This is a genomic window from Pseudogemmobacter sp. TB195 (assembly GCF_058313095.1).
On the sequence record NZ_JBZEGG010000011.1, the window covers coordinates 24,291 to 49,488 of the forward strand.

Sequence of the window (25,198 nt, forward strand, 5' to 3'; positions counted from 1 at the left end):
TGGGTTTGCCAGTGGAAGCGGGGTCAGGATGACCCCGCGCTGATTCACCTGGCCGGCTCAGATATCGTATTCGATCACATGCCGGAGTTGCTTTTCATATTCCAGCGCTTTGCCGGTTCCGAGAGCAACACAATTCAGCGATTCATTCGCGACCGAGATCGACAGCCCGGTCTGTTCGCGCAGCGCCAGATCCAGATCACCAAGGAGCGCGCCGCCGCCGGTCAGCATTACGCCGCGGTCAACGATATCGGCGGCCAGGTCCGGCGGCGTTGCCTCCAGCGCCTGCATCACCGCATCGCAGATCTGCTGCACCGGTTCGGCCAGCGCCTCGGCGACCTGAGCCTGGCTGATCTCGGTTTCCTTCGGCACGCCGTTCAGGAGGTCACGCCCCCGGATCTGCATGACCGCGCCGCGCCCGTCATCGGGCATCCGGGCCGTGCCGATCGACGTCTTGATACGCTCGGCCGTCGAATCGCCGATCAGCAGATTCTGGTGGCGGCGCAGGTAAGAGACGATGGCATCATCCATGCGATCACCGCCAACACGGACCGACCGCGCATAGACGATATCGCCCAGCGAGAGCACGGCGACTTCGGTGGTGCCGCCGCCGATATCGACCACCATATTGCCGGTGGGTTCGGTGATCGGCATGCCGGCGCCGATGGCCGCAGCAATCGGTTCCGACAAGAGCCCCGCGCGTTTCGCGCCCGCCGAGATCACCGACTGGCGGATGGCACGTTTTTCCACCGGCGTCGCGCCATGCGGCACGCAGACGATGATTTTCAGCCGGGTCCAGGTACCGCGACGAATGACCTTGCGGATGAAATGCTTGATCATCTCTTCGGCGGCTTCGAAATCGGCGATGACGCCGTCGCGCATCGGGCGGATCGCCTCGATGGAGCCGGGGGTGCGGCCCAGCATCAGTTTCGCATCTTCGCCGACCGCGAGGACCTGCTTTTTGCCGTCCTTGGTGTGATAGGCCACTACTGATGGCTCGTTCAGGACGATGCCCTTGCCACGGATATAGACAAGCGTGTTCGCCGTGCCGAGGTCGATCGCCATGTCCGACGAGAAGATTCCGGGGATAAGCGCCATGCGGGCAGCGTCCTTCGTGTCCTGTGGATCGCGTCCCGCGCCGGGCAGATGGCGGGAAAACGACCTGTTGCACCCGCGACTCAGAGAACTCCGGCGGGCGCCTACATATAAAGAGACACAGAGTTTTGTGAAAGCCCGTGGGGACGGTTCCGGCACACATCTGCGTGCATAAAACCGGCTTGCAGTTTTGCGATATTCTACATGTCAAAACGGGCAAATTCTGCCAGTATACTTTACATTTTACGACATTTGGTCAGAGACGCACCCCGGCTCCGGCTAAAGGGCCGGGCGCGCGGTTACGGCAGCCATCGGCAATGGTGCCCGGAAGCCGCTTTCGGGAATCGGGGGGGGCGGGAGGACGGATGAGGTCGCGGGGAGGGCAGGGTAAGGCGGCGGTGCCACCTTTCCCTGCCCCTGTCCGACGATGCCGTTACGGCGCGTCGCTGTAGGAGACCGATTTCAGATCGTCATTCGGCGCCGATTTGGTGCGGCGCACGATCAGCCGGTTCAGCGCATTGATATAGGCCTTCACGCTGGCAACGATGGTGTCGGTATCGGCCGACATGCCGGTGACGATCCGCCCGTCTTCTTCCAGCCTGACCGAAACCGTGGCCTGGGCATCGGTGCCCGCCGTCACGGCCGCCACCTGATAGACCTGCAGCCGCGCCTTATGCGGAAAGAGCTGTTTCACGCAATTGAAGGCCGCATCGACCGGGCCATCGCCGGTCGCATCGACACGGTGATCCACCCCATCGACCGAGAGCACCATATCCGCCTCTTGCGGCCCATCGGTGCCGCAAACCACCCGCAGCTTCTTCAGCGCCAGCGTGTCATGCGCGTCGAGCGTCTGTTCATCCGCGACCAGCGCCAGGATATCCTCGTCAAAGACCTCTTTCTTGCGGTCGGCCAGCGCCTTGAACCGCACAAAGACGTCATTGAGCTGGTTATCGGCCAGATCATAGCCCAGCTCCGCCAGTTTCGAGCGCAACGCGGCGCGGCCCGAATGCTTGCCCATGACGATGTTCTTGGCGTTCAGCCCGATATCCTCGGGGCGCATGATCTCGAAGGTTTCGACGTTTTTCAACACGCCGTCCTGGTGGATGCCGCTTTCATGCAGGAAGGCGTTCTTGCCGACGATGGCCTTGTTCGGCTGCACCACAAAGCCCGAAACGGTGGCGACGCGGCGCGACAGATGCATGATCTTTGTCGTGTCGATCGCGGTGCGATAGGGCAGGATGTCGTTGCGGACCCGGAGCGCCATCACCACCTCTTCCAGCGCGGTATTGCCGGCACGTTCACCGAGACCATTGATCGTGCATTCGATCTGGCGCGCGCCGGCCTCGACAGCGGCGAGAGAGTTCGCGGTCGCCATGCCCAGATCGTTATGGCAATGCGTCGCGAAAATGATCTCATCGGCGCCGGGCACACGCTCCAGCAGCATCCGAATGATCTTGGCCGATTCCATCGGATAGGTATAGCCGACAGTGTCGGGAATATTGATCGTGGTGGCCCCGGCTTTGATCGCGATCTCGACCACGCGGCAGAGATAATCCGCCTCGGTGCGGGTCGCATCCATCGGCGACCACTGGATATTGTCGCACAGATTGCGCGCATGGGTCACGGTCTGGTGGATGCGCTCGGCCATCTGGTCCATATCCAGATTGGGAATGGCGCGGTGCAAAGGCGAGGTGCCGATAAAGGTATGGATGCGCGGCGATTTCGCGTGTTTCACCGCCTCCCAGGCGCGGTCGATATCTTTGAAATTGGCGCGGGCGAGGCCACAGATGGTCGAGGTTTTCGCGTTCTTCGCGATCTCGGAAACCGCAGCGAAATCGCCTTCCGAGGCAATCGGGAAACCCGCCTCGATGATATCAACGCCCATCTCGTCGAGCAGCGCCGCGATCTCCAGCTTTTCGGCATGGGTCATGGTGGCGCCGGGCGATTGCTCGCCATCGCGCAGGGTGGTGTCGAAAATCATGACGCGGGGTTGTTGGGCGGATGTGTCAGCAGTTTGTGCCATGGGAATATTCCTTGGTCTTGTCGTCTCAGCCATGGCCCGAAATGCAGGATCGGGCCGGTTCTCAGGCCGGGCGCTTGGTCACATCCGAGCGGTCGCGCCCGAAGGCCCGCTCAGACGAGACTGAGAAGAAGGAGGCCGGGGGCTGTTCCATGCGGCAGAAGCGGGCAGGAGCCCGGCTGCGGCAGGAGTATCTGATGCAATCCCGTGTTCATGATGCCGGACTATACGCAAGATACGCGCCCTGAAAAGGGCCAGAGCGCATTTTTCTGACCCGCGCCTCAATTTTTCGTCGGGTCTCTGGCTGATTGCGGATGCCTCCGGCGGGGATATTTAAGGACAGATGAAAAACCTTCGCTGATTTCATCTGTCTCTAAATATCCCGGGGGTGAGCCGCACAGCGGCGAGGGGGCAGCGCCCCCTCTGCCCGGCCCAGTTCAGGGCGCGGCAGCAGGTGCAGGATCTGTCAGGATACCATCCTGCCAGATGCCTTCCGCGATCTGGCCGGTCTTGTAGGTCATCTTGCCCTGACCATGGCGCTTATCGGCCTTGAAGGCGCCGTCATAGACATCGCCGGTGGCATAGGTGGCGACACCCTGGCCTTCGCTCTGATTGTTCACCCAGTCACCGCTATAGCGGTACCCCTCGGGTGTTGTGAGCTCGCCCTTACCATCGCGCTTATCGGCTTTGAAGTCACCTTTGTAGGCAGTGCCATTGGCGAAGGTCGCGGTGCCGCTGCCGTCGCGCAGGCCCGCTTTCCACGATCCTTCATAGCGGTAGCCATCGGGGCGGGTCATCACGCCCTGGCCTTCCGGACGGGCTTTGACGAAATCGCCTTCATAAACCTGGCCATTGGCGTAAGCCGCGCGGCCTTTGCCCTCGATCACCCCATTCACCCAGGCGCCCTGATAGGTGGATTTGTCGGGATAGGTGATCGCGCCCTCGCCATGTGACTGATCCGCCTTCATCGCGCCGACATAGACCGAGCCATCGGGATAGGTCACCGAACCGGTCCCCTCCATCTTGCCGGCCACCCAGGATCCCTCATAACGGAAGCCGTCCGGCGTCGAGAATTTGCCCTGGCCGTCGCGCTTATCGGCTTTGAAATCCCCCTCATAGACATCACCCGCCTTATGGGTGGCGATGCCTTTGCCCTCACGTTTGCCGTTGATAAAGGCGCCCTCATAGACATCGCCATTCGGTTGCGTCAGCTTGCCCTCGCCATTGATCTGGCCCTGCGCCCAGCCACCGGCATAGATCAGCCCGTTCGGCATGGTCAGCGTGCCCAGACCGGAACGCTCATCCGCACGCATCGCGCCCTCATAAACGGTGCCATCGGAATAGGTGAGCTTGCCGCTCCCTTCCTTGACGCCATTCACCCAGTCGCCCTCATAGCGGTAGCCGCCCTCGTTTTGCAAAACGCCCTTGCCGTTCCGCTGCCCGTTGAGGAAGGCGCCGGTATAGATCGCGTTATTGGGATAGGTCGCCACACCCTCGCCGGTCATCTTGCCTTCGATCCAGTCACCGTCATAGGTGCCGCCATCGGCAAAAGTGATCTTGCCGCGTCCCTGAGGCTGGCCTTTCTCGAAAGCGCCCTCATAGACTGACCCATTCGGATAGCGCGCCCGGCCCTGGCCCCTGATCTCGCCATCGACCCAGTCGCCGGAATATTCATATCCGTTGGGGAGGCGGTAGGTTCCCTTGCCATGCTGACGGCCGTTTCTGAAGGTGCCTTCATAAACTGATCCGTTGTCATATTGCTTGGTAATGACCTCGCCATCAGACTGGGCGAGGGCAGGGCCGGAGGACAGGGCCAGACAGGTGGCGAGCGGCGCGGCAAGTGTGGCGGCGTAAAGGGATGCCGTGAATTTGCGCATTGCAGGATGTCTCCGGTGTCGTTTGCGCCCGCAGCCTAAGCAGGGGAAGCCGCCCATGTCCAGACATCAGGCCGCGCATCTGCGTGAGGCTTTCCAGCCCGCCCCGATCTGTTAGAAGCGGTGGGGCGAGAGGCGCGATAAGGACATGACGATGACCGACACATTCCGGTTCCTCCTGGTGCAGGCCAATCCGGTCTTAGGCGATATCGCCGGCAATGCTGCAAAGGCCCGCGCTTTCTGGGAGGAGGGCAAGGCTGCCGGGGCCGATCTGGTCGCGCTGACCGAGATGTTCATCACCGGCTATCAGACCCAGGACCTGATCCTGAAACCTGCCTTTCACCACGACGCCATCCGCGCCATCGAGGCGCTGGCAACTGACTGCGCCGATGGCCCCGCTCTCGGGATCGGCGGGCCGGTTCTGGCGAATGGTCAGCTTTTCAACGGCTATTACATCCTTGAAGGCGGTAAAGTTTCTGCCCGGGTGCTCAAGCACCACCTGCCGAATGACGCGGTTTTCGATGAAAAGCGGCTCTTTGCAGCCGCAGATGTGACCGGCCCCTATGTGGTGAAAGGCGTCCGTATCGGCACGCCGATCTGTGAGGATGCCTGGCACCCCGATGTCGCCGAGACGCTGGCCGAGACCGGGGCCGAGATCCTGCTGGTCCCGAATGGCTCGCCCTATCATCGCGGCAAGCCCAATCTGCGGCTGAACCTCATGGTTGAACGTGTGGTCGAGACCGGGCTGCCGCTGATCTATCTGAATATGGTTGGCGGCCAGGACGATCAGGTGTTTGACGGCTCGTCCATGGTCCTGAACCGGGGCGGACGGCTCGCGGTGCAGATGCCGCAGTTTGATGAGGTCAGCACGCTGGTGACCTTCCGCAGGGGCACAGACGGGTGGGAGGCCGACCCGGGCGAGATCGCGGCCATTCCCCCGATCGGCGAGGCAGATTACCGCGCCTGCGTCATGGGTCTTGGCGATTACATGCGCAAATCCGGGTTCTCCAAAGCCGTTCTGGGCCTGTCGGGCGGTATCGATTCTGCGATTGTCGCGGCGATTGCCGCCGATGCGCTTGGGCCGGAAAATGTGCATTGCGTGATGCTGCCCTCGGAATATACCAGCGCGCATTCGCTGGAAGACGCGGCCGAGGTCGCACGGCTTTTGGGGGCGCGGCTCGACACCGTGTCCATCGTAGCCGCGCGCGGCGCGGTGGGCGAGGCGCTGGCGCATGTCTTTGCGGGCACCGGGCCGGACGTGACCGAGGAAAACATCCAGTCCCGCCTGCGCGGGCTGATGCTGATGGGAATATCCAACAAATTCGGCGCGATGCTGCTGACCACGGGCAATAAATCCGAGGTCGCTGTCGGCTATTGCACCATCTATGGCGATATGAATGGCGGCTATAACCCGATCAAGGACATGTATAAGACGCGGGTTTTCCTGACGGCGCGCTGGCGCAATGAGAACCACCGGCCCTGGATGAAAGGCCCGTCCGGCCCGGTCATGCCGGAACGGGTGATCACCAAGCCGCCATCCGCCGAGCTGCGCCCTGATCAGCGCGATGATGACAGCCTGCCGCCCTATGAGGTGCTGGATGCGATCCTCGAAGGGCTGATCGAGAATGACCTTTCGGTCGCAGATCTGGTCGAGAAAGGCTTCGCGCGCGAGACGGTGAAGCGGGTCGAACACCTCGTCTGTATCTCTGAGTGGAAGCGGTTCCAGGCAGCGCCAGGTGTGCGGCTGACCCAGAAAGCCTTCTGGCTCGACCGCCGCTATCCGATGGTGAACCGCTGGCGCGACAGCTCCGGCGCATGACGGGCGCGCTTTATATCGGAGCCGCACTGGCCGAAATCGCCGGCTGCTTTGCCTTCTGGGCCTGGTGGAAACAGGGCGCGGCAGCGCTCTGGCTGATCCCCGGCACGCTGGCGCTGATTGCCTTCGCCTGGTTTCTCGCCCTGACGCCACCTGAACATGCGGGCCGCTCTTACGCGGCCTATGGCGGCATCTATATCTGTGCCTCGCTCGCTTGGCTCTGGCTCGCCGAGGGCGAGGCGCCGCGCGCGACCGACCTGATTGGGGCCGCCCTCGCTTTGGCCGGCGCCGCAGTCATCCTCTGGGGCGCGCGGCCGGTCTGAGGACCACTCCCCTGTTCCGCCACTGCGTCTCTGGCTGATTGCGGAAGCCTCCGGCGGGGATATTTAAGGACAGATGAAAAACCTCGGCTGATTTCATCTGTCTCAAAATATCCCGGGGGAGGCCCGGAACGGGACGGGGGCAGCGCCCCCCTTGCCCGGATGCGGCCGTCACACCGTGTGCAGATAGAGATCGAAATCGACTTCGGAGACCGTCCGCATCACCCGGCCATATTCCGCCGCCTTGATCGCGGTAAAGGTGCGGTGCATGTCTTCCCCGAGCGCCTCTTTCAGGAAGTCCGAACCCTTCGCCGCATCAATGGCCGATTTCCAGTCAGAGGGGATCGCGCTGGTTCCGGCCTCTTCATAGCCATTTCCGGTGGTTTCCGGGCCGGGGTCAATCTGGTTTTTCATCCCGTGCCGAATCCCCGCCAGCACGGTGGCGCCGACCAGATAAGGGCTCGCGTCGACGCCCGAGGGGCGATGCTCGATCCGGCGCGCACGGATGTCACCTGCCGGGATCCGGAGCGCGACCGAGCGGTTGTTCACCCCCCAGGTCGGCGAGACCGGCGCGTAGGATTGTGAGGCAAAGCGGCGCCAGGAATTGGCATGCGGCGCGAAGACCAGCATCGATTCCGCCATCGTTTCTTTCAGGCCACCAAGCGCGTGGCGGATCGCCGCATTCCATTGTCCCTCGACCTCTTCGCGGAAGATGTTCTTGCCCGAGGCGTCCTGCATCGAGACGTGGAAATGCATCCCCGACCCGGCGTAATTCTCATTCGGTTTGGCCATGAAACAGGCGGTCACGCCATGGGCGCGGGCCTGGGCGCGCACGATCCGCTTCAGCCGCACCACGTCATCGGCGGCCTGCATGACATTCTCGCGGTAATGCAGCGTCAGCTCATATTGCCCTGGCGCATATTCCGAAATCATCGTCTCGGCATTGATCCCCGCCGCCTTCGCGCCTGCGTAAATATCGGAAAACAACGGCAGCATGCCGTGGAGATGGTCGACCGAATAGACCTCTGTCTTGCGGGACGCGCGACCGTCCAGCACATCGTGGGCGGGCTGCATCTTGCCATATTGGTCGCGTGTGTTCTCCAGCAGGAAAAACTCCAGTTCGAATGCCCCCGCCGGGTAAAGGCCCTCGGCGGCCAGCGCTTCGACCTGAGCTGCCAGCGCATGGCGCGGGTCCGAGGTCATTGGGGCGCCGTCCAGCGTATACATCGACATGAAGACCTCGCCGCGGGGCGGAGTGGTCCCGTGCAGGGCCACCAGCGTGCCGGGGATCGGCCAGGCGCGCAGATCGCCATCGCCCTGATCCCAGATCAGCCCGGTCTCATGCACATCCTCGCCGCAGATATCGAGGCCGAGGATCGAGATCGGCAGATGGCGGCCGGATTTGTACAGTCCTTCCAGCTCGTGTCGCCGGATGATCTTGCCCCGCCCGATGCCGTTGGCGTCATGCAGGATGATGTCAAAGGCTTCGATTTCGGGATGGGCGGCGAGGAAGGTTTCGGCCTCTGCCAGGGTGGAGCCGGAAGGGCTGGTCTCGGTCATCTCAAAGGTCTTTCGCGGCGGTTTTTTGCGGGGCAGGGAAAAGTTCGGCCAGTACGGCGGCGAAATGGGCGATCAGGCGGTCGATCTGCCCTTTCGTCGTCACCGGGCTCACAAGCATCATATTGTGGAAGGGGGCGATCAGGCTGCCCCGGTTCAGAAGGCCCAGATGCACCGCCGCCTCGACGGCGTGGTGATGCGCCATGCCGGCCTCGGTGCCGTTCTTCAGGGGCTCGGGGGCGCAGATGAATTCGACGCGGGCGCCGACCCGCGCGACATGCCAGGGGGCCTGCGCTTTGCGGATCGCCTTTGTCAGCCCCTTCGCCAGCCGCGCCGCGCCTTTTTCCATTCTGGCATAGGCTTTGGCAGTCATCACCTCCGATAGGGTCGCCACCAGACAGGCGAATTGCATCGGATTGGCCGAAAGCGTGGTACCCATGCCGGAATGGCCGGGCGCGCGGGCGGCATTGGCGGTGGCGTAGCGTTTCGAGACCTGGTCGCTCATGCCCCAGACCGCCGTCGGCATGCCGCCTGCCACGCATTTTCCGACAATGAACATATCTGGCGAGAGGCCGTGCACGCCGGTATAGCCGCCCAGGCCCGAAGAGAGCGTATGCGTCTCGTCAATCATCAGAAGCGCGTCATATTGCGTCGCCAGCCGGCGCAGCCCGTCATGAAAGCCCGGCGCGGGCAGCACCATGCAGGAATTGGTCATCACCGGCTCGGTCAGGATCGCGGCGACATCACCTTGCGCGAGGGCCGCCTCGACCGCTGCCAGCTCGTTGAATTCGACCGCTACCGCTCCCTGCGTCAGATCGGCGATCTGGCCCAGAAGCCCCTGGCGGTTTTGCGTAACGCCATTCACCAGCTCGACCATGACATCATCGACGGTGCCATGGTAACAGCCGTTGAACACAAGGATTTTCGGCCGCCCGGTCACCGCCCGCGCCACTTTGATGGCGAAGCGGTTGGCATCGGTCGCGGTGGTCGCGATCTGCCACTGCATCTCGCCAAAGCGGTCCGACAGCAGCCGCCCGGCTTCGGCAACGGCATCCGAGGGCAGCATATAGGTCAGCCCGCGCGCGGCCTGAGCGCGAATCGCACGCGCCACCGGGGCAGGGGAATGGCCAAACATTGAGCCGGTATCGCCCAGACAGAAATCGTCGATCTGATGACCGTCGATATCCAGGATCCTCGCCCCGCCGGCTTTCGCGATCACCGTCAGATGCGGCATCGGCCAGTCGGTCATCCAATGCATCGGCACGCCGGAAAGATAATGCTTTGCCGCAGCCGCCATCCGCGCCTTCGATTTCGGATGCGCCTTTGCGTAAGCCTTCGCCTCACGGGTGGCAAAGCGTTTCAGAAGCCCGGTATCGACCCCGGCAATCTGTCCCGCATCGGCTTTGGTTTTCGGCATATCGGCGCCCTCCTGATCCGGCTCCGTTATCACGCGGAATTTGATCAAAAAGCAAGAGGGCGGCGCGGGATCAGCCCCAGGCGCCTTCGAAATCCGCAGGCACCAGCAGGTTGTGGCGGCCCAGATCCGCCACATCCCGCTCGCCACAAAGCGCCATGGTGATGTCCAGCTCGTCCCGGATCACCTCAAGCGCCTTTGTCACGCCCGCTTCGCCCATCGCGCCGAGGCCATAAAGCCAGGGCCGCCCGATCATGCCGCCGGTCGCCCCCAATGCCAGCGCTTTCAGCAGGTCCTGGCCCGAACGGATGCCCGAATCGAGCCAGACCTCGCAGCGATCCCCGACCGCCCGCACGATCGACGGCAGCATCCGGATCGAAGACAGCGCGCCATCCAGCTGCCGCCCGCCATGGTTCGAGACCACGATCGCATCGGCGCCCATATCCGCCGCCATCTGGGCATCCTCGGCGTCGAGAATGCCCTTGAGGACGAATTTCCCCTGCCACTGGTCACGGATCCGCCGCACCATCGACCAGTCGAGACGCGGCTCGAACTGTTCCCAGGTCCAGGCGTTGAGGCTGGCGAGATCGTCGACGCCTTTCACATGGCCCATGATGTTACGGAAGGTGCGGCGCTTGGTGCGCGCCATCGCCAGGCACCAGGCCGGGCGGGTCATCATATTGAGGATATTGGGCAAGGTCAGCCGGGGCGGGGCGGTCAGCCCGTTTTTCAGATCTTTGTGGCGCTGTCCGATGACCTGCAGATCCAACGTCACCACCAGGGCGGGGCAGCCCGCCACCCTGGCCCGTTCGATAATGCCATCCACGAAATCCTCATCGCGCATGACGTAAAGCTGGAACCAGAACGGCCCGACGCCCGCCTCGCTGAGGTCTTCGATGGAACAGATCGACATGGTCGACAGCGTGAACGGCACCCCGAAGCGCTGCGCCGCGCGCGCGCCCAGAATCTCACCATCGGCCCATTGCATCCCCGCCGATCCGGTGGGCGAGATCGCCAGCGGCATCGCCACCTCATGCCCGATCATCTCACCGCCCAGCCGACGGTCGGACAGATCGCGCGCCACCCGTTGCCTGAGCCGGATCTGCGCGAAATCGGCAGAATTGTCGCGGAAGGTCTGCTCGGTATAGCTGCCGCTTTCGCAATACTCCCAGAACATGCGCGGCACCCTCGCCTGATGCAGGCGTCTGAGATCCTCGATACAGGTGATGACCGGCATGGCGGGTTCCTTCATCGCAATATGGTCTGGCTTAATGTTGCAGATCCGCCGCCTCAAGCGCGGCGCGGGCGATCAGGGACGGGATTTCCGGATGCAGGCCGAGCGCCGGAAGGATCTGCCCCGCAAAGCCCGCCTGCGCCAGGGCCTCGGGCAGATCCTGCAGAGCATGGCCGCCCGCCATCGCGAAAAACGGCAGGCAGATGGCGCCCGCGCCCCAGCCCGTAACATCGCGCAGAAAGGGTGCCTCTTCGATAAAGCCGCATTCCACCCGCCGCGCGCCACTTATCTCCGCGATCCGCGCTGCCACCTGGCGTGCCACCTCCGCCGGCGCGGGGGAACGCCCCGAGCCATGCGCGGCCACCAGGACCTCCGCCGCGCCGCTTTCCGCCGCGATCCGGACTGCGAGATCCTGTACGTCCGGCATCGTTCCCATCGGTGCCATTTGCTGCCAGCCGGTCACGCCGGCCGCGTCCAGCCGCGCGGGCACCGCGACTTTCGTGAACCAGCCCGCCGCCATGAAAAGCGGAAAGACCAGCCCGGGAACTTCCCCCGCCAGCCGCTCCAGCGCGCCAGGCTCGGCCAAAGTCGCCGCCGAAACCCGCCAGCCCGGCAGATGCGCCGCGACACGCGCCGCCAGCGCCCCGACCTCCTCCGCCGCCGGCAAAGGATCAGAGGGCTGGCCATGCGCAAGGATCATCAGAGAGCGGGCGCTGCCCCTTTCCCCTTGATCCAAATGCTGAAATTCGGCGTCAGCCACAGGCAGGCCCTCTCAGAAATGCGCCCGGATCACATCCGCGAACAACCGTGCAATCACAGGCGCCGCCTCGGCCTCGTAATGGATCCCATCCACCGCAGAGACCCCGATCTTGCCCGCCAGATCGACGAATGGCAGCCCATTTCGCGCCGCAACTGCCCCGATTTCGCGGCCCAGATGCTGCGATTTCGCCTCGCCCCCGGCAAATATCTGCGCCAGAGCGCCGGTCTCGCGGATGGGCGGGGGCGCGACCAGCACCACGCCAGGCGCACCGCCCATCGGCCCGGCGCCGCTCGCACGGATCACCCGCACCAGCCGCTCCAGCGACAGCGCGATATCGCCGGCATTGACCGAAAACCGCTGTTTCAGATCATTGGTCCCGAGCATCAGCAGCACGACATCAATTGGCCTGTGGCTTTCGAGGATCGAAGGCAGCACCGTCAGCCCGTTGCGATGCGCGCCTTCAATCGGGTCGTCATGCAGCGTGGTGCGCCCCGGATGGCCCTCGGCGATCACCTCCCAGCCGTCCAGATCGGCGGCGAGCAGGCTCGTCCAGCGGTGGCGATGCGCGAAACGCCCCATCGCGCCCGGCTCCGCCATCGGCATCGTGCCATGGGTGTTGGAATCACCGTAAAGCAGCAGGGTCTTTGTCATCCCCTCACCTCTGTATTTGCAGGATCGAATATCACCTTGCCATCCACTGCGACCACCGGCGCCGCAGGCAGGCGCGGCAGGATCGCGGCCACCGTGACTGAAGGGCGGCAAAGCTTTGTGCCCTTTGAGGTGACCACGAAGGGGCGGTTCACAAGGATCGGATGGGCGATCATCGCGGCGATGATCACGTCTTCGCCGACACCCGGCGCGGTCAGGCCCAGCTCCGCAGCCTGCGTCCCCTTGTCGCGCAGGGCGTCCCGCGCGGTGATCCCGGCATCGGCGAAAAGCGCGCGCAGCTGTGCCTCGGCCCAGCCGGTTTTCAGATATTCCACCACCAGGGGATCTTCCCCGGCGGCGCGCAGGATCGCCAGCACATTGCGCGAGGTGCCGCAGGCCGGGTTGTGGTCAATCGTGCTGACAGCGCTGGTCACGGGATCACCTCGAAGCGGTCGACATCGATCATGCCGTGATCGGTGATCTTCAGATGCGGGATCACCGGCAGTGCGAGGAACGCGAGCTGCAAAAACGGCTCTTCCAGCACGACGCCGAGGCTTTGCGCCGCCGCGCGCAGCCGCACCAGCGCGTCGCGCACGGCTTCAAAAGGCTCAAGGCTCATCAGACCCGCGAGCGGCAGCGCCAGTTCGGCCAGAACGCGGCCGCCCTCGACCACCACGAACCCGCCCTCAATGTCCGAAAGCCGGTTCGCCGCCAGGGCCATATCGGCGTAATCGGCGCCGACCACCGCGATATTGTGATGGTCATGGCAGACGGTCGAGGCAATCGCGCCGCGCTGCAACCCAAAGCCTTTGACAAAGCCGGTGGCGCGGTTGCCGTTCCTGCCATGCCGTTCGATCACCGCGATACGGATCAGGTCGCGGGTGAGATCGGGGCGCTTGTCGCCATCTTCCGGGGCGATATCGTATTTCAGGAATTCGGTGATGATCTTGCCGGGCAGAATGCCGATCACCGGGGTCTCGACCCGGTTCCCCGAACAGCGGAAATCGGCGGGCGAGACGCGTGGCGCTTTGACCGAATGGCGCGCGACCGCGGGCGTGGTCTCCCTTGCGGCAAAGGCCGTCTCCGACAGTTCCACCCCGCCGGCGAAGACCCGGGCGACGCGGCAGGTCTCGAGCCCGTCGATCACCGCGATATCGGCGCGTTTGCCGGGCGCGATCAGCCCGCGATCCTTCAGCCCGAAGGCTTCCGCTGCCGAGAGGCTCGCCGCGCGATAAACCGCAAGCGGCGGGCAGCCGAGGCTGATCGCGGTGCGGATCAGGTAGTCGATATGGCCATGTTCGGCGATATCCAGCGGGTTACGGTCATCGGTGCAAAAACACAGGTAAGGCGAATGCCTCTCGGTCAGGATCTCTGCCAGCGCGTGCAGATCTTTTGAGACCGAGCCTTCGCGGATCAGCACCCGCATCCCTTTGCGCAGCTTCTCCAGCGCCTCTTCGGCCGAGGTCGCCTCGTGTTCGGTGCGGATCCCGGCGGCGATATAGCCGTTCAGATCATTGCCGCGCAAAAGCGGCGCATGGCCGTCGATATGGCGGCCCTGAAATGCCGCAAGCTTGGCGATACAGCCCGGGTCTTTCATCAGGACACCGGGGAAATTCATGAATTCCGCCAGCCCGATCACGCGCGGATGATCCATCAGCGGGATCAGGTCTGCGGCTTCGAGCTTTGCGCCTGCCGTCTCCATATGGGTCGAAGGCACGCAGGAGGAAAGCTGCACGCGGATATCCATCAGGGTCTGCGCTGACGCATCAAGGAAATAGCGTATGCCTTCAATGCCGCAGACATTGGCGATCTCATGCGGGTCACAAATCGCGGTCGTCACCCCATGCGGGCCGACACAGCGGTCAAATTCAAAGGGCGTGACCACCGAGCTTTCGATATGGAGATGGGTGTCGATAAACCCCGGCACCAGGATCTGACCGGCAAGGTCGATCTCGCGCCTGCCCTGCCAGGTGCCGAATGTGCCGACAATTGTGTCGCCGCAGATCGCCACATCGCTTTCCACCAGATCGCCGGTGATCAGGTCAAAGAACCGCGCGCCCTTCAGCACCAGATCAGCCGGCACAAGCCCGCGCCCCTGGTCGATCCGGTCTGCAATCTGATGGCCCGACTTAGCCCTGGTCTCAGCGTCTGACATAGCGGCACCTCCTGCGCGCAGGAAAGCCGATCCCGTGACCAAGGTCCAGAGCACCCGACCCGTAACCTTTTGCCGGTTGGCGCTTCGGGCTTGCCTCGTCGGGCGGTCCATGGTCAGAACAGGGGGCAGAGAGAGGAAAGCCCATGCGCCCCTTGCGCGGTATTGCCCTTAAACTGGGATCGGTTCTGATCTTCATCCTGATGTCGGCGCTGGTCAAAACCACCTCCGACAGGGTGCCGGGCGGCGAGGCAGTCTTCTTCCGGTCCTTCTTTGCGATCCCGGTGATCGTGGCCTGGCTGGCGATGCGGGGCGAATTGCGGACCGGGTTCTACACCGCCAATCCGATGGGCCATGTCTGGCGCGGCTTTGCCGGCACGATGGCGATGGGGCTGGGCTTTGCCGGTCTCGCCTATCTGCCATTTCCCGAAGTGACCGCCATCGGCTATGCAGCGCCCCTGCTGACCGTGGTCTTTGCCGCGATGTTTCTGGGCGAGAATGTGCGGCTGTTCCGCATCTCGATGGTGCTGATGGGGCTTGTGGGTGTCCTGATAGTCATCTGGCCGCGTCTGACCATCCTGCAAGGCGGCGTGCCCGGCGAGGGCAGCCATGCCGAGGCCTTCGGTGCGGTCATCGTGCTGACCGGTGCGGTCTTTGCCGCCCTGGCCCAGGTTTTCATCCGCAAGCTGGTCGCGACCGAGAAAACCGCCACCATCGTCTTCTGGTTCTCGGTTACCGCAACATGTCTGTCGCTGTTCACCATCCCCTTCGGCTGGGTCTGGCCGACCCCGCGCGAGGCGATCACCCTGATCGCCGCCGGCCTGATGGGAGGGGTAGGGCAGATCCTTCTGACCTCGGCCTATCGCGAGGCCGATGCCTCGCTGGTGGCACCGTTTGACTATGCCTCGATGATCTTCGCGCTGGCGATCGGCTGGTTCGTATTCCAGGAAATGCCGACCTCGACCATGCTGACCGGGGCGGTGCTGATCATCGTGGCCGGGATCATGATCATCTGGCGCGAGCGTCGCCTCGGACTGGAGCGCGCCCGCCAGCGCAAGGCGATGACGCCACAGGGCTGAGCCCCTGACCGCCGTCAGGCGGAATGAGCGCCTGCGGCCAGCGCCGCGACCTGGGCCAGGACCTCGGCCACCGGGCGTTTCTCGCCCACGCTTTTCACAATCGCCGAGCCGACAACGCTGCCATCGGCGATCGCCGCCATGGATTTCGCCATTTCGGGTGTGTTGATGCCAAAGCCCACCACCACCGGCAGATCGGTCGACGCCTTGATGCGCGCAATGTCGGGCGCGATATCGCTGGCCTGTGGCACGGCCGAGCCGGTGATCCCGGTGATCGACACATAGTAAACAAAGCCCGAGGTGTTTTGCAGCACTTTCGGCAGCCGCTTTGCATCGGTCGTCGGCGTGGCGAGGCGGATGAAATTGATCCCGGCCGCCTGGGCGGGCAGGCAGAGCTCCTCATCCTCTTCCGGCGGCAGATCGACCACGATCAGCCCGTCGATCCCGGCCGCTTTCGCCTCGGCGACAAAGCGGTCGACGCCATGTGAATAGATCGGGTTGTAATAGCCCATCATCACGACGGGCGTGGTCTGGTCGCCTTCGCGGAAGGCGCGCACCATTTCCAGCACCTTCGTCAGGGTCATCCCCGCTTCCAGCGCGCGCTGGCCGGCGGCCTGGATGGTCGGTCCGTCGGCCATCGGATCGGTAAAGGGCATGCCAAGTTCGATGATGTCGACCCCGGCGCCCGGCAGGCCGCGCAAGAGCGCAAGCGAGGTCGCCTCATCGGGATCGCCTGCCATGATATAGGAGACGAAGGCCTTTTTGCCCTCAGCGCGCAGCCTGGCGAATGTGTCGTCGATCCTGGTCATCTGCAGCTCTCCCGAAACCGGGCCCGAAGCCCGGGCTTTTGGCCATGATTTGCCGAAAGCCCGGCAGAAAGGCAATGCTTCACCGCAGGTTTTCAGGTGTCCTGCGCTCTCGAAGCCCCGGGCGGGCGGCTCTCGCGGCGATTTCACCCGCATCTTCCTTGATCCCGCGCCCGCTCTCGTCTAACTGGCCCCATCAGCTATGGAGGGCCGGAAATGGGCTTTAAGATGGGTATTGTCGGCCTGCCGAATGTGGGGAAGTCGACCCTCTTCAACGCGCTGACCAGAACCGCTGCGGCCCAGGCCGCGAATTTCCCCTTCTGCACCATCGAGCCGAATGTCGGCGAGGTCGCGGTGCCGGATGCGCGGATCGACAGACTGGCGGCGATTGCCGGCTCGAAACAGATCATCCCGGCGCGGATGACCTTTGTCGATATTGCGGGCCTCGTGCGGGGCGCGTCGAAAGGCGAAGGGCTCGGGAACCAGTTCCTCGCCAATATCCGCGAATGCGATGCGATTGCCCATGTGCTCCGGTGCTTTGAAGATGGCGACATCACCCATGTCGAAGGCCGTATTGACCCGGTCGCCGATGCCGAGACCATCGAGACCGAGCTGATGCTCGCAGATCTTGAAAGCCTGGAACGCCGCCGCGCCAACCTCGCGCGCAAGATCAAATCGGGCGACAAGGATGCGGCGGACCAGGACCGGCTGCTGGCCCAGGCTCAGACCGCGCTTGAGGCGGGGCAGCCCGCGCGCACGGTCAAAGTGCATGAGGATGACCAGAAACAGTGGAAGCTCCTGCAGCTTCTGACCGCGAAGCCCGTGCTTTACGTCTGCAATGTCGAAGAGGCCTCGGCAGGCGCCGGCAACAGCCAGTCGGCCCGTGTGGCAGAGATGGCGAAGGCTCAGGGTGCCGGCACCGTGGTGATCTCGGCCCGGATCGAAGAGGAACTGGCGCAGCTTCCCGAAGAGGATGCGCAGGTCTTCCTTGAGGAAATGGGACTGGAAGAGGCGGGCCTCGACCGGCTGATCCGCGCGGGCTATGCGCTTCTGGGCCTGCAGACCTATTTCACCGTCGGCCCGAAAGAGGCCCGCGCCTGGACGATCACCAAAGGCATGCTGGCGCCCCAGGCCGCCGGTGTGATCCATGGCGATTTCGAGAAGGGCTTCATCCGCGCCGAGACCGTCGGCTATGATGACTATATCGCCGGCAAGGGCGAGGCGGGTGCGAAAGAGGCCGGCAAGTTCCGCGTCGAAGGCAAGACCTATGAGGTGAAGGACGGCGACGTGCTCCACTTCCTGTTCAACGCCTGATGGATCATGGCGGCGGGCTCAGCCCGCTGCCGACACCCTGATGCGCGAGCGGCGCGCGACGCCGCCCTGCATCGCCCAGCGGCCCAGCGGGGCCGCCATGCCAATGAGTTGCGGCGCTGCCGGAAAGCGCGGTCGTGCGCCCTGCGGGTAAAGCGCCTGAACAGATGCGGGCAGGATTTCGAACCCCGACCGCGTCACCATTTTGCGAAACAGCCCCAGCACGGCAGGTTTGACCGGCGCGGTCGAGATCACCCGTAACACCTCGGCCACGCGGGCGTCGAAGCGCAGCTGAGGCACCATGCCGGTCAGATAATCCTGCACCGAGGCCGCCGTCACCGGCACATCGCGCGCGCCCAGCATCCGCGCCACCAGCGCCATTTCCGCGAAATAGCGATCCTGATCGGCCACTGGCATATCCGGTTCGGTAAAGCGCAGATGGGCGGCGAGAAAGCCTGACACTTCCGCCACATGCACCCAGGTCAGCAGATCCGGGTCCGAGGCGCGATAGGGGCGTCCCGTGGCATCCTGGCCCGCGACCCGGTCATGGATGCGGCGGACGCGCGCGATCAGCGCCTCGGCCTCGTCGCGCGCGGCATAGGTGGTGCCGGCGATGAACTGGGAGGTGCGCGCCAGCCGCCCCAGAACGTCAGCGCGGAAATTCGAATGGTCCCAGACCCCGGCAATCGCCAGCGGGTGCAGCATCTGCAGCATCAGCGCCGAGACGCCGCCCACCACCATCGGCACGAAATCGGCATGGACCCGCCAGCAGACCGCGTCCGGCCCGAAGAGCCCGGGATCCCCCAAAGGCGCGTCAAACCGGATCTGACCGCTGCCGGTCATCTTCAGAATATTGCCGGCAATCAGTTTTCTGAGCGGTTCCAGTGCCATCATGCATCCGGTCGGGGTGGCTTCGCCCGCACCCTGACCCGCGCCCGAAGCACAGGCAAGCCCGCTTTCCCGATGTTGTATGCCCAGGGAGCGATTGCTATGAGGGAACATCCCCCGCAAAGGAGCCCGGAAGTGGAAGTCAGGATTCTCGATCCCCGCCTGAATGACTGGGGACTGCCCCGCTATCAGAGTGCAGGTGCCGCTGCGATCGATCTGATGGCCTGTATCGACGCGCCGGTCCTGATCGCGCCCCAGGCGCCCGCGGTGCTGGTGAAATCGGGGATCGCGCTGAATTTCGGCGATATGTCGCTGGCGGCTCTGGTGCTGCCGCGTTCGGGGCTGGGGCATAAGAAGGGCCTTGTCATGGGCAATGGCACCGGGCTGATCGACCCCGATTATACCGGCGAGATCATGGTCTCGGTCTGGAACCGCAATCCGGCGGGTTCGGATCCGATTGAGATCAGCCCCGGCGAGCGGATCGCGCAGATGATCTTCGTGCCCGTTTTGCGCCCTGATTTCCGGGTGGTCGAGGCGTTTTCAAACGAGACCGCGCGCGGCGCGGGCGGGTTCGGCTCTACCGGCGGCTGAGGCATCCGAGGCTTAAACCCCTGAGGCTTAGGCGCAGTTCAGGCCCTGGAGGCAGAAGATGTTCGACAATCCGACGGTGTTCTTCCTTCTGGCCATTCTGCTCGGTACCGGGCTCGGGCGGGGCGCGACGATTGGGATTGCGCTGTTCTGGGCCGCGCTCCAGGCCGGGATCGGCTGGTATGGGGTCGAGCGCGTCAATCTCCAGCTTGGCTGGGACAGCCGCTATTTCCTCGTGCTGGGGTCGGTGGTGGTGCTGGTGCAGTGCTACCGCCATCTCCTGAGGTACTTGCGCGATGAGGCGGGCAAGACCGCCCCGCAGGAGCCGCCTCGGGAAGAGGGGCCGTTCACGCCCGCCGAGGTCAGCCGCTATGCGCGCCATATCTTTCTGCGGGAGATCGGCGGTCAGGGGCAGCAGCGCCTGAAATCCGCGAAAGTTCTGGTGGTGGGGGCAGGCGGGCTTGGTGCGCCGGTACTTTTGTACCTCGCCGGGGCCGGGGTGGGCGAGATCGCGGTGATCGACGATGACCTGGTTGAGCTCAGCAATCTGCAACGCCAGATCATCCATGCTGACGCACGGATCGGGATGCCCAAGGTGTTTTCCGCCGAGACTGCTATGAAGGCGCTGAATCCGTTTATCGAGGTGCGGCCCTATCACCGCCGGCTTGATGCCGCCGTGGCCGGGGCGTTGATCGCCGATTATGACCTGGTGCTGGACGGCACCGATAATTTCGACACGCGCTACCTTGTGAACCAGACCTGCGCGCGGCTCGGGAAACCGCTGATCACCGGCGCGATGACGCAATGGGAGGGGCAGCTCTCGCTCTGGGATCCGGCCCAGGGCGGCCCGTGTTTTGAATGCGTCTTTCCCGAACGGCCGGCACCCGGAATGGTTGCCTCCTGTGCCGAGGCCGGGGTGGTGGCGCCGCTGCCGGGTGTGATCGGCGCGATGATGGCGCTGGAGGCGGTGAAACATATCACCGGCGCGGGTGAGGGGCTGATGGGTCGGCTGATGATCCATGATGCGCTTTATGCCGAAACCCGGATGATCCGGGTGAAAAAGCGCAAGGGCTGTGCCGGCTGCGGCGGCTGAGACGGCTCAGACCTGAAGGCCCTTTTCGGTGACGATGGCATCAAGGCCGATATCATGCGGCTGCGGGTGGATGCTCGTCAGTTCCGCGCTGTGAAACCCCACCCCGATCGTGAAAGGGCGCGGGTCCAGCGCCGCGAGCGTGCGGTCGAAATAGCCACCGCCATAGCCGAGCCGGTAACCCTTCCGGTCCCAGCCGACCAGTGGCGCGAGGCTGATATCGGGCCGGACATGTCCGGGCGCAGAGGGCACAAGGATGTTCCAGTGCCCGCGTTCCATCGCGGCGCCTTTCGTCCAGCGCCGGAAGACCAGTGGCGCGGCGCGGGTCTCGACCACCGGCAGCGCGAGGTGCAGCCCATGGGCCTCAAGCGCCAGCATCCAGGGCCGCAGATCCGGCTCGGCCCTGATCGGCCAATAGCCCGAGAGGATCAGCCCAGGCCTGAGCAGGCCGCGTTCCTCCAGCAGCCGGTCGAGATGCAGCGCCAGCGCCGCTGCCACTTCCTGACGCCGGGCCGCAGACATCAGGTCGCGGGCCGCAAGCCGCTCTGCGCGCTTATACCGCCGCCAGGCGGGCAGGTCATCTTCGGGCCGGATCTCGGTCATCGCATTCCCCCACAGCCAGGTAACCTGGTGCCAGGTCCACCATGCCGGATCCTGATCGGATCTGCGTGCCATTTGCGCGGTGTTTACACGCCTTTGCGCCATTTTTCGCCGCCGGCCCGGGCTTGTCAGCACGCAGCCCCGTCGTCATAGTCCCGCGTACCAGCCGCAGGAGATGAGCAATGACCCCCTCCCAGACCTTCAGAATGGCAACCGCTGCGTTTTTTCTGACCGGGATGGCGCTGGCGCCGATGGCCATGGCCGAGACGCTGCCGGATCTTGCCGGCCGCGAGATCGTGGTTGCGACCGAAAACACCTATCCGCCGCTGCAATATATCGGGCCCGAGGGCAAGCCTGTCGGCTGGGAATATGATGCGGTCACCGAGATCGCCAGACGGCTTAATCTGACGGTGAAATATGAGAATACGAGCTGGGATGCGATGATCCCGGCGATTTCGGCGGGCCAGTATGATGTCGCGATGAATGGCATCACCATCAAGGAAGAACGGCTGGAGGCGGTTGATTTCTCGCAGCCCTATATGCTGTCGCAGATGCTGATGGTGGTCCGGGGCGATGAAAGCCGCTTTACCGATGCGGCGTCATTTGCGGCGGACAGCGATTTTCTCATGGCCGCGCAGCCCGGCACGACGCCCTTCTATGTGGGGGTCTATGACGTGCTGGATGGCGATGAGAAGAACCCGCGTATCGTAAAATTCGAGACCTTCGGCGCGGGCCTTCAGGCGCTGCGGGCCGGCGATGTTGATCTGGTTCTCTCGGACAGCACTGCCGCGCATGGCTATGTCGAGACCTCGGGCGGGGCGCTGAAGATCATCGGTGCGCCGCTGGGGGCAGAGGAGTTTGGGTTCATCTTTCCGAAAGGCTCGGATCTGGTTCAGCCCTTCGATGCGGCGATCAGCGCGATGGAGGCGGATGGAAGCCTTGAGGCGCTGAACCGCAAATGGTTCTTTGACACCAGGGATGGCGGCTGAGAGCGGCCGGACCAGGCCCGGTGAGAGGGCGTCGCACGCAGGAATCCGGGCCGGATTTTCCCTGGTGGCTGCTGGCACTTGGCGGGCTTTTGTTGTGGCTTTTCGCGGAAATTCTCTCGGATGAGCATTACCGCGCCGCGCTGGTGATGCTGTCCGAAGGCATTCGGATCACCGTTCTGGTCTCGCTGACCGCTTTTGCGGGTGCCTGTCTTCTGGGCCTCGTGCTGGCGATGATGGCGCTGTCGCGGCGGATCTGGCTCAGGCAGATCGCAAGGTTCTATGTCGAACTGATGCGCGGCATTCCGATGATGGTGCTGCTTTTATATGTGGCCTTCGCGCTGGCGCCTTTGCTGATCCTTGGTGTGAACCGCGTTGGTGGCCTGATCGGCGCCGATCCCCTGACCACCCGCGATTTCCCGCTTTTGTGGCGCGCGGTTCTGGCGCTGGTGCTGGCCTATGGCGCTTTTCTGGCCGAGATATTCCGAGCCGGCATCGGCGCGGTCAATCAGGGTCAGACCGAGGCCGCCGACGCACTTGGCCTGAGCCGCTGGCAGCGTTTTCGCCTGGTGGTCTTCCCCCAGGCCTTCCGGCTGATCCTGCCGCCTTTGGGCAATGATTTCATAGCGATGGTCAAAGACAGCTCGCTGGTGGCGGTACTGGGCGTGACCGATATCGCGCAGTTGGCCAAGGTCGCCTCCTCGGCCAGTTTCCGCTATATGGAGACCTATAATGTGGCGGCGATGCTGTATCTGGTGATGACGCTGGGCCTGTCGCTCGGGCTTCGATGGCTGGAGCGGCGGCTGGCTGTGCGGCGTGGGTGAGGGGGCTCTGCCCCCGTGGCTCAGTTTGGGGGCTCTGCCCCCGTCGCCCCTTGCGGGGCGCTTCCCCCGGGATATTTAGAGACAGATGAAATGGCTGAGGTTTGCGCGATGAATGTGCTTTTGGAGAACTGGGACACGCCTTTCGGGTTGCCGCCTTTTGCGCGGATCCGGGATGAGGATTTCGCGCCGGCTTTCGATGCGGCACTGGCGGCGGCGCGGGAACGTATTGGCGCGATCAGTGCCGGCGAGGCGCAGGATTTTGCCGGGGTGATCGAGGCACTGGAACTGGCGGAGCGCGAGCTCGATCAGGTGGCGGGGGTGTTTTATAATCTCGCCGGCGCGGAGTCCAACGCGGCGCGCGAGGCCTTGCAGCGCGATCTGGCGCCGAAGCTGAGCGCGTTTTCCTCGGAAGTGACCAATAACAAGGGGCTGTTTGCGAAGATCGAAGCGCTTTGGCAGGCGCGCGCGGATCTGGGGCTGACCGCAGAGCAGCTGCGGGTGCTGGAGCTTTATCGCCAGATGTTTGTAAGATCGGGCGCGGGGCTCGACGGCGCGGCGGCGGCACGTCTGACCGCCGTGAAGTCGCGGCTGGCGAGCCTTGGCACCAGCTTCAGCCAAAATCTTCTGGCCGATGAGCGCAGCTGGTTTATGGAGCTGGCCGAGGATGATCTGGAAGGCCTGCCGGGCTTTGTGATCGAGGCCGCGCGCGCGGCAGGGGCGGAGCGCGGGCTTGGTCCGGTGGTGACGCTGTCCCGTTCGCTGATCGTGCCGTTTCTGCAATTCTCGCCCCGGCGCGGCTTGCGGCAAAAGGCATGGGAGGCCTGGGGGCAGCGCGGCGCCAATGGCGGGGTGACCGACAATCGCGGCATCGCGGCGGAGACGCTCTCCCTGCGCGAAGAACGGGCAAAGCTGCTCGGCTATGCGGATTTCGCGCATTTCAAGCTGGAGCCGGAAATGGCGAAGACGCCCGGGGCGGTCCGGGATCTGTTGATGCGGGTCTGGGCGCCGGCGCGCAAAAAGGCGCTGGCCGATGGCCAGGTGCTGGAGGCGATGCTGCATGCCGATGGCATTCAGGGGCCGCTGGAACCTTGGGACTGGCGCTATTATTCCGAGAAGCGGCGGCTTGCGGACCATGATCTCGATGAGGCGGTGATCAAGCCCTATCTCTCGCTTGACGCGATGCTGGCGGCGATGTTCGGCTGTGCCACCCGGCTTTTCGGTCTGGAATTCCGCGAGATCGCGGGGCCGTTCTACCACCCGGATGTGCGCGGCTGGGACGTCACCCGCGACGGCCGCCATATCGCGGTTTTCCTCGGCGATTATTTCGCGCGGGGCTCGAAACGGTCGGGGGCCTGGTGTTCCGCGATCCGCTCGCAGCGCAGGCTGGGCGGTGATCAGCGCCCCATCGTGGTCAATGTCTGCAGCTTTGCAAAGGGGGATCCGTGCCTCTTGTCTTATGACGATGCGCGGACCCTGTTCCATGAATTCGGCCATGCTCTGCATCAGATGCTGTCGGATGTGACTTATGGTTTCATCTCGGGGACCAGCGTGGCGCGTGATTTCGTCGAACTGCCGAGCCAGCTTTATGAGCACTGGCTGGAAGTGCCGGAGGTGCTGGAGGAATATGCCCGCCATTACCAGACCGGCGAAGCGATGCCTGAGGCTCTGCGCGACCGGCTTCTGGGCGCCTCGACCTTTGATCAGGGCTTTGCCACGGTCGAATTCCTCGCCTCGGCTCTGGTCGATCTGGAGTTCCATTCCGGCCCCGCGCCCCAGGATCCGATGCAGAAACAGGCCGAAGTTCTGGCCGCGATCGGCTTGCCGCATGCGATTCCGATGCGCCATGCCACGCCGCAATTCGCGCATGTGTTTTCCGGCGATGGGTATTCCTCCGGCTATTACAGCTATATGTGGTCGGAAGTGATGGATGCCGATGCCTTTGCTGCCTTTGAAGAGACCGGCAATGCCTTTGACCCGGAAATGGCGGCAAAGCTTGAACGCTTCATCCTCTCAGCCGGCGGCTCGGAAGACCCGGAACAGCTCTATCTGAAGTTCCGCGGCGCCATGCCGGGGGTGGAGGCGCTCCTGAAGGGCAGGGGGCTTCTCGAGCCGGTCTGACCCCTCAAAGGCACATCGCCGCAG

General features: G+C 63.9%; 22 protein-coding genes. 9 read left to right on the forward strand and 13 right to left on the reverse strand.

Annotated elements, in window-relative coordinates:
- Positions 1-57 precede the first annotated feature (57 nt).
- The 3 genes from AC4FS3_RS12545 to AC4FS3_RS12555 all read right to left on the reverse strand — a co-directional run bounded on the left by AC4FS3_RS12545 (position 58) and on the right by AC4FS3_RS12555 (position 4,989).
- Entirely contained in the window at positions 58-1,095 is a 1,038-nt protein-coding gene (locus AC4FS3_RS12545) for a rod shape-determining protein (protein ID WP_092898968.1), read from the reverse strand.
- A gap of 430 nt (positions 1,096-1,525) precedes the next feature.
- A complete protein-coding gene (locus tag AC4FS3_RS12550; protein ID WP_491020851.1) occupies positions 1,526-3,115 on the reverse strand; it encodes a 2-isopropylmalate synthase in 1,590 nt (529 codons plus the stop codon).
- 434 nt (positions 3,116-3,549) lie between these two features.
- Positions 3,550-4,989, reverse strand: coding sequence for an MORN repeat-containing protein (locus AC4FS3_RS12555; RefSeq protein WP_491020852.1), 1,440 nt, complete (start codon positions 4,987-4,989; stop codon positions 3,550-3,552).
- A gap of 151 nt (positions 4,990-5,140) precedes the next feature.
- Here AC4FS3_RS12555 and AC4FS3_RS12560 point away from each other — a divergent pair, with 151 nt between their 5' ends.
- Both AC4FS3_RS12560 and AC4FS3_RS12565 read left to right on the forward strand, forming a co-directional pair.
- Positions 5,141-6,805, forward strand: a complete 1,665-nt coding sequence (locus tag AC4FS3_RS12560; RefSeq protein WP_491020853.1) for an NAD+ synthase — start codon at positions 5,141-5,143, stop codon at positions 6,803-6,805.
- The gene (locus AC4FS3_RS12565; protein ID WP_283178679.1) at positions 6,802-7,125 is read left to right on the forward strand and encodes a YnfA family protein; all 324 of its coding nucleotides are present in this window, start codon (positions 6,802-6,804) and stop codon (positions 7,123-7,125) included. The genes AC4FS3_RS12560 and AC4FS3_RS12565 overlap by 4 nt, the downstream gene beginning before the upstream one ends.
- A gap of 168 nt (positions 7,126-7,293) precedes the next feature.
- Here the strand turns inward: AC4FS3_RS12565 and AC4FS3_RS12570 are convergent, their stop codons facing one another.
- From AC4FS3_RS12570 to ade, 7 genes are all read right to left on the reverse strand, one after another.
- A complete protein-coding gene (locus AC4FS3_RS12570; RefSeq protein WP_491020854.1) occupies positions 7,294-8,682 on the reverse strand; it encodes a glutamine synthetase family protein in 1,389 nt (462 codons plus the stop codon).
- A 1-nt stretch (position 8,683) separates the two neighbouring features.
- Positions 8,684-10,096 (reverse strand): aspartate aminotransferase family protein, encoded by a 1,413-nt coding sequence (locus AC4FS3_RS12575; protein WP_491020855.1) that lies wholly within the window; start codon positions 10,094-10,096, stop codon positions 8,684-8,686.
- Positions 10,097-10,166: 70 nt separating this feature from the next.
- Positions 10,167-11,330, reverse strand: coding sequence for an alpha-hydroxy acid oxidase (locus AC4FS3_RS12580; RefSeq protein WP_491020856.1), 1,164 nt, complete (start codon positions 11,328-11,330; stop codon positions 10,167-10,169).
- Positions 11,331-11,361: 31 nt separating this feature from the next.
- A complete protein-coding gene (locus tag AC4FS3_RS12585; protein WP_491020857.1) occupies positions 11,362-12,027 on the reverse strand; it encodes a CbiX/SirB N-terminal domain-containing protein in 666 nt (221 codons plus the stop codon).
- Positions 12,028-12,099: 72 nt separating this feature from the next.
- On the reverse strand, positions 12,100-12,738 hold the full coding sequence (locus AC4FS3_RS12590; RefSeq protein WP_491020858.1) for a GDSL-type esterase/lipase family protein: 639 nt from the start codon (positions 12,736-12,738) through the stop codon (positions 12,100-12,102).
- Complete coding sequence (gene arsC / locus AC4FS3_RS12595) at positions 12,735-13,169, reverse strand: arsenate reductase (glutaredoxin) (RefSeq protein WP_491020859.1); 435 nt, start codon at positions 13,167-13,169, stop codon at positions 12,735-12,737. Before arsC ends, AC4FS3_RS12590 begins: the two co-directional genes overlap by 4 nt.
- On the reverse strand, positions 13,166-14,890 hold the full coding sequence (gene ade / locus AC4FS3_RS12600) for an adenine deaminase (RefSeq protein WP_491020860.1): 1,725 nt from the start codon (positions 14,888-14,890) through the stop codon (positions 13,166-13,168). The genes arsC and ade overlap by 4 nt, the downstream gene beginning before the upstream one ends.
- A 143-nt stretch (positions 14,891-15,033) precedes the next feature.
- Between ade and AC4FS3_RS12605 the strand changes: the two genes are divergently transcribed.
- The gene (locus AC4FS3_RS12605; protein ID WP_491020861.1) at positions 15,034-15,966 is read left to right on the forward strand and encodes a DMT family transporter; all 933 of its coding nucleotides are present in this window, start codon (positions 15,034-15,036) and stop codon (positions 15,964-15,966) included.
- Positions 15,967-15,980: 14 nt separating this feature from the next.
- Here AC4FS3_RS12605 and trpA read toward each other — a convergent pair whose 3' ends face one another.
- Positions 15,981-16,772, reverse strand: coding sequence for a tryptophan synthase subunit alpha (gene trpA / locus AC4FS3_RS12610; protein ID WP_283178671.1), 792 nt, complete (start codon positions 16,770-16,772; stop codon positions 15,981-15,983).
- Between the two features lie 213 nt (positions 16,773-16,985).
- On the opposite strand from trpA, the gene ychF reads away from it, so the two are divergent.
- Positions 16,986-18,083 (forward strand): redox-regulated ATPase YchF, encoded by a 1,098-nt coding sequence (gene ychF, locus AC4FS3_RS12615; RefSeq protein WP_283178670.1) that lies wholly within the window; start codon positions 16,986-16,988, stop codon positions 18,081-18,083.
- Between the two features lie 18 nt (positions 18,084-18,101).
- On the opposite strand, the gene AC4FS3_RS12620 is transcribed toward ychF, so the two are convergent.
- Entirely contained in the window at positions 18,102-18,971 is an 870-nt protein-coding gene (locus AC4FS3_RS12620) for an oxygenase MpaB family protein (protein WP_491020862.1), read from the reverse strand.
- 132 nt (positions 18,972-19,103) lie between these two features.
- Here AC4FS3_RS12620 and dut point away from each other — a divergent pair, with 132 nt between their 5' ends.
- Positions 19,104-19,559, forward strand: a complete 456-nt coding sequence (gene dut / locus AC4FS3_RS12625) for a dUTP diphosphatase (RefSeq protein WP_491020863.1) — start codon at positions 19,104-19,106, stop codon at positions 19,557-19,559.
- Between the two features lie 58 nt (positions 19,560-19,617).
- Positions 19,618-20,649 (forward strand): HesA/MoeB/ThiF family protein, encoded by a 1,032-nt coding sequence (locus AC4FS3_RS12630; protein WP_491020864.1) that lies wholly within the window; start codon positions 19,618-19,620, stop codon positions 20,647-20,649.
- 6 nt (positions 20,650-20,655) lie between these two features.
- Here the strand turns inward: AC4FS3_RS12630 and AC4FS3_RS12635 are convergent, their stop codons facing one another.
- The gene (locus AC4FS3_RS12635; RefSeq protein ID WP_491020865.1) at positions 20,656-21,249 is read right to left on the reverse strand and encodes a 5-formyltetrahydrofolate cyclo-ligase; all 594 of its coding nucleotides are present in this window, start codon (positions 21,247-21,249) and stop codon (positions 20,656-20,658) included.
- A 179-nt stretch (positions 21,250-21,428) separates the two neighbouring features.
- Here AC4FS3_RS12635 and AC4FS3_RS12640 point away from each other — a divergent pair, with 179 nt between their 5' ends.
- The 3 genes from AC4FS3_RS12640 to AC4FS3_RS12650 all read left to right on the forward strand — a co-directional run bounded on the left by AC4FS3_RS12640 (position 21,429) and on the right by AC4FS3_RS12650 (position 25,174).
- Positions 21,429-22,235, forward strand: a complete 807-nt coding sequence (locus AC4FS3_RS12640) for a transporter substrate-binding domain-containing protein (RefSeq protein ID WP_198837008.1) — start codon at positions 21,429-21,431, stop codon at positions 22,233-22,235.
- Between the two features lie 20 nt (positions 22,236-22,255).
- A complete protein-coding gene (locus AC4FS3_RS12645) occupies positions 22,256-23,056 on the forward strand; it encodes an amino acid ABC transporter permease (protein WP_491020866.1) in 801 nt (266 codons plus the stop codon).
- 90 nt (positions 23,057-23,146) lie between these two features.
- Positions 23,147-25,174, forward strand: a complete 2,028-nt coding sequence (locus tag AC4FS3_RS12650; protein WP_491020867.1) for a M3 family metallopeptidase — start codon at positions 23,147-23,149, stop codon at positions 25,172-25,174.
- Positions 25,175-25,198 lie beyond the last annotated feature (24 nt).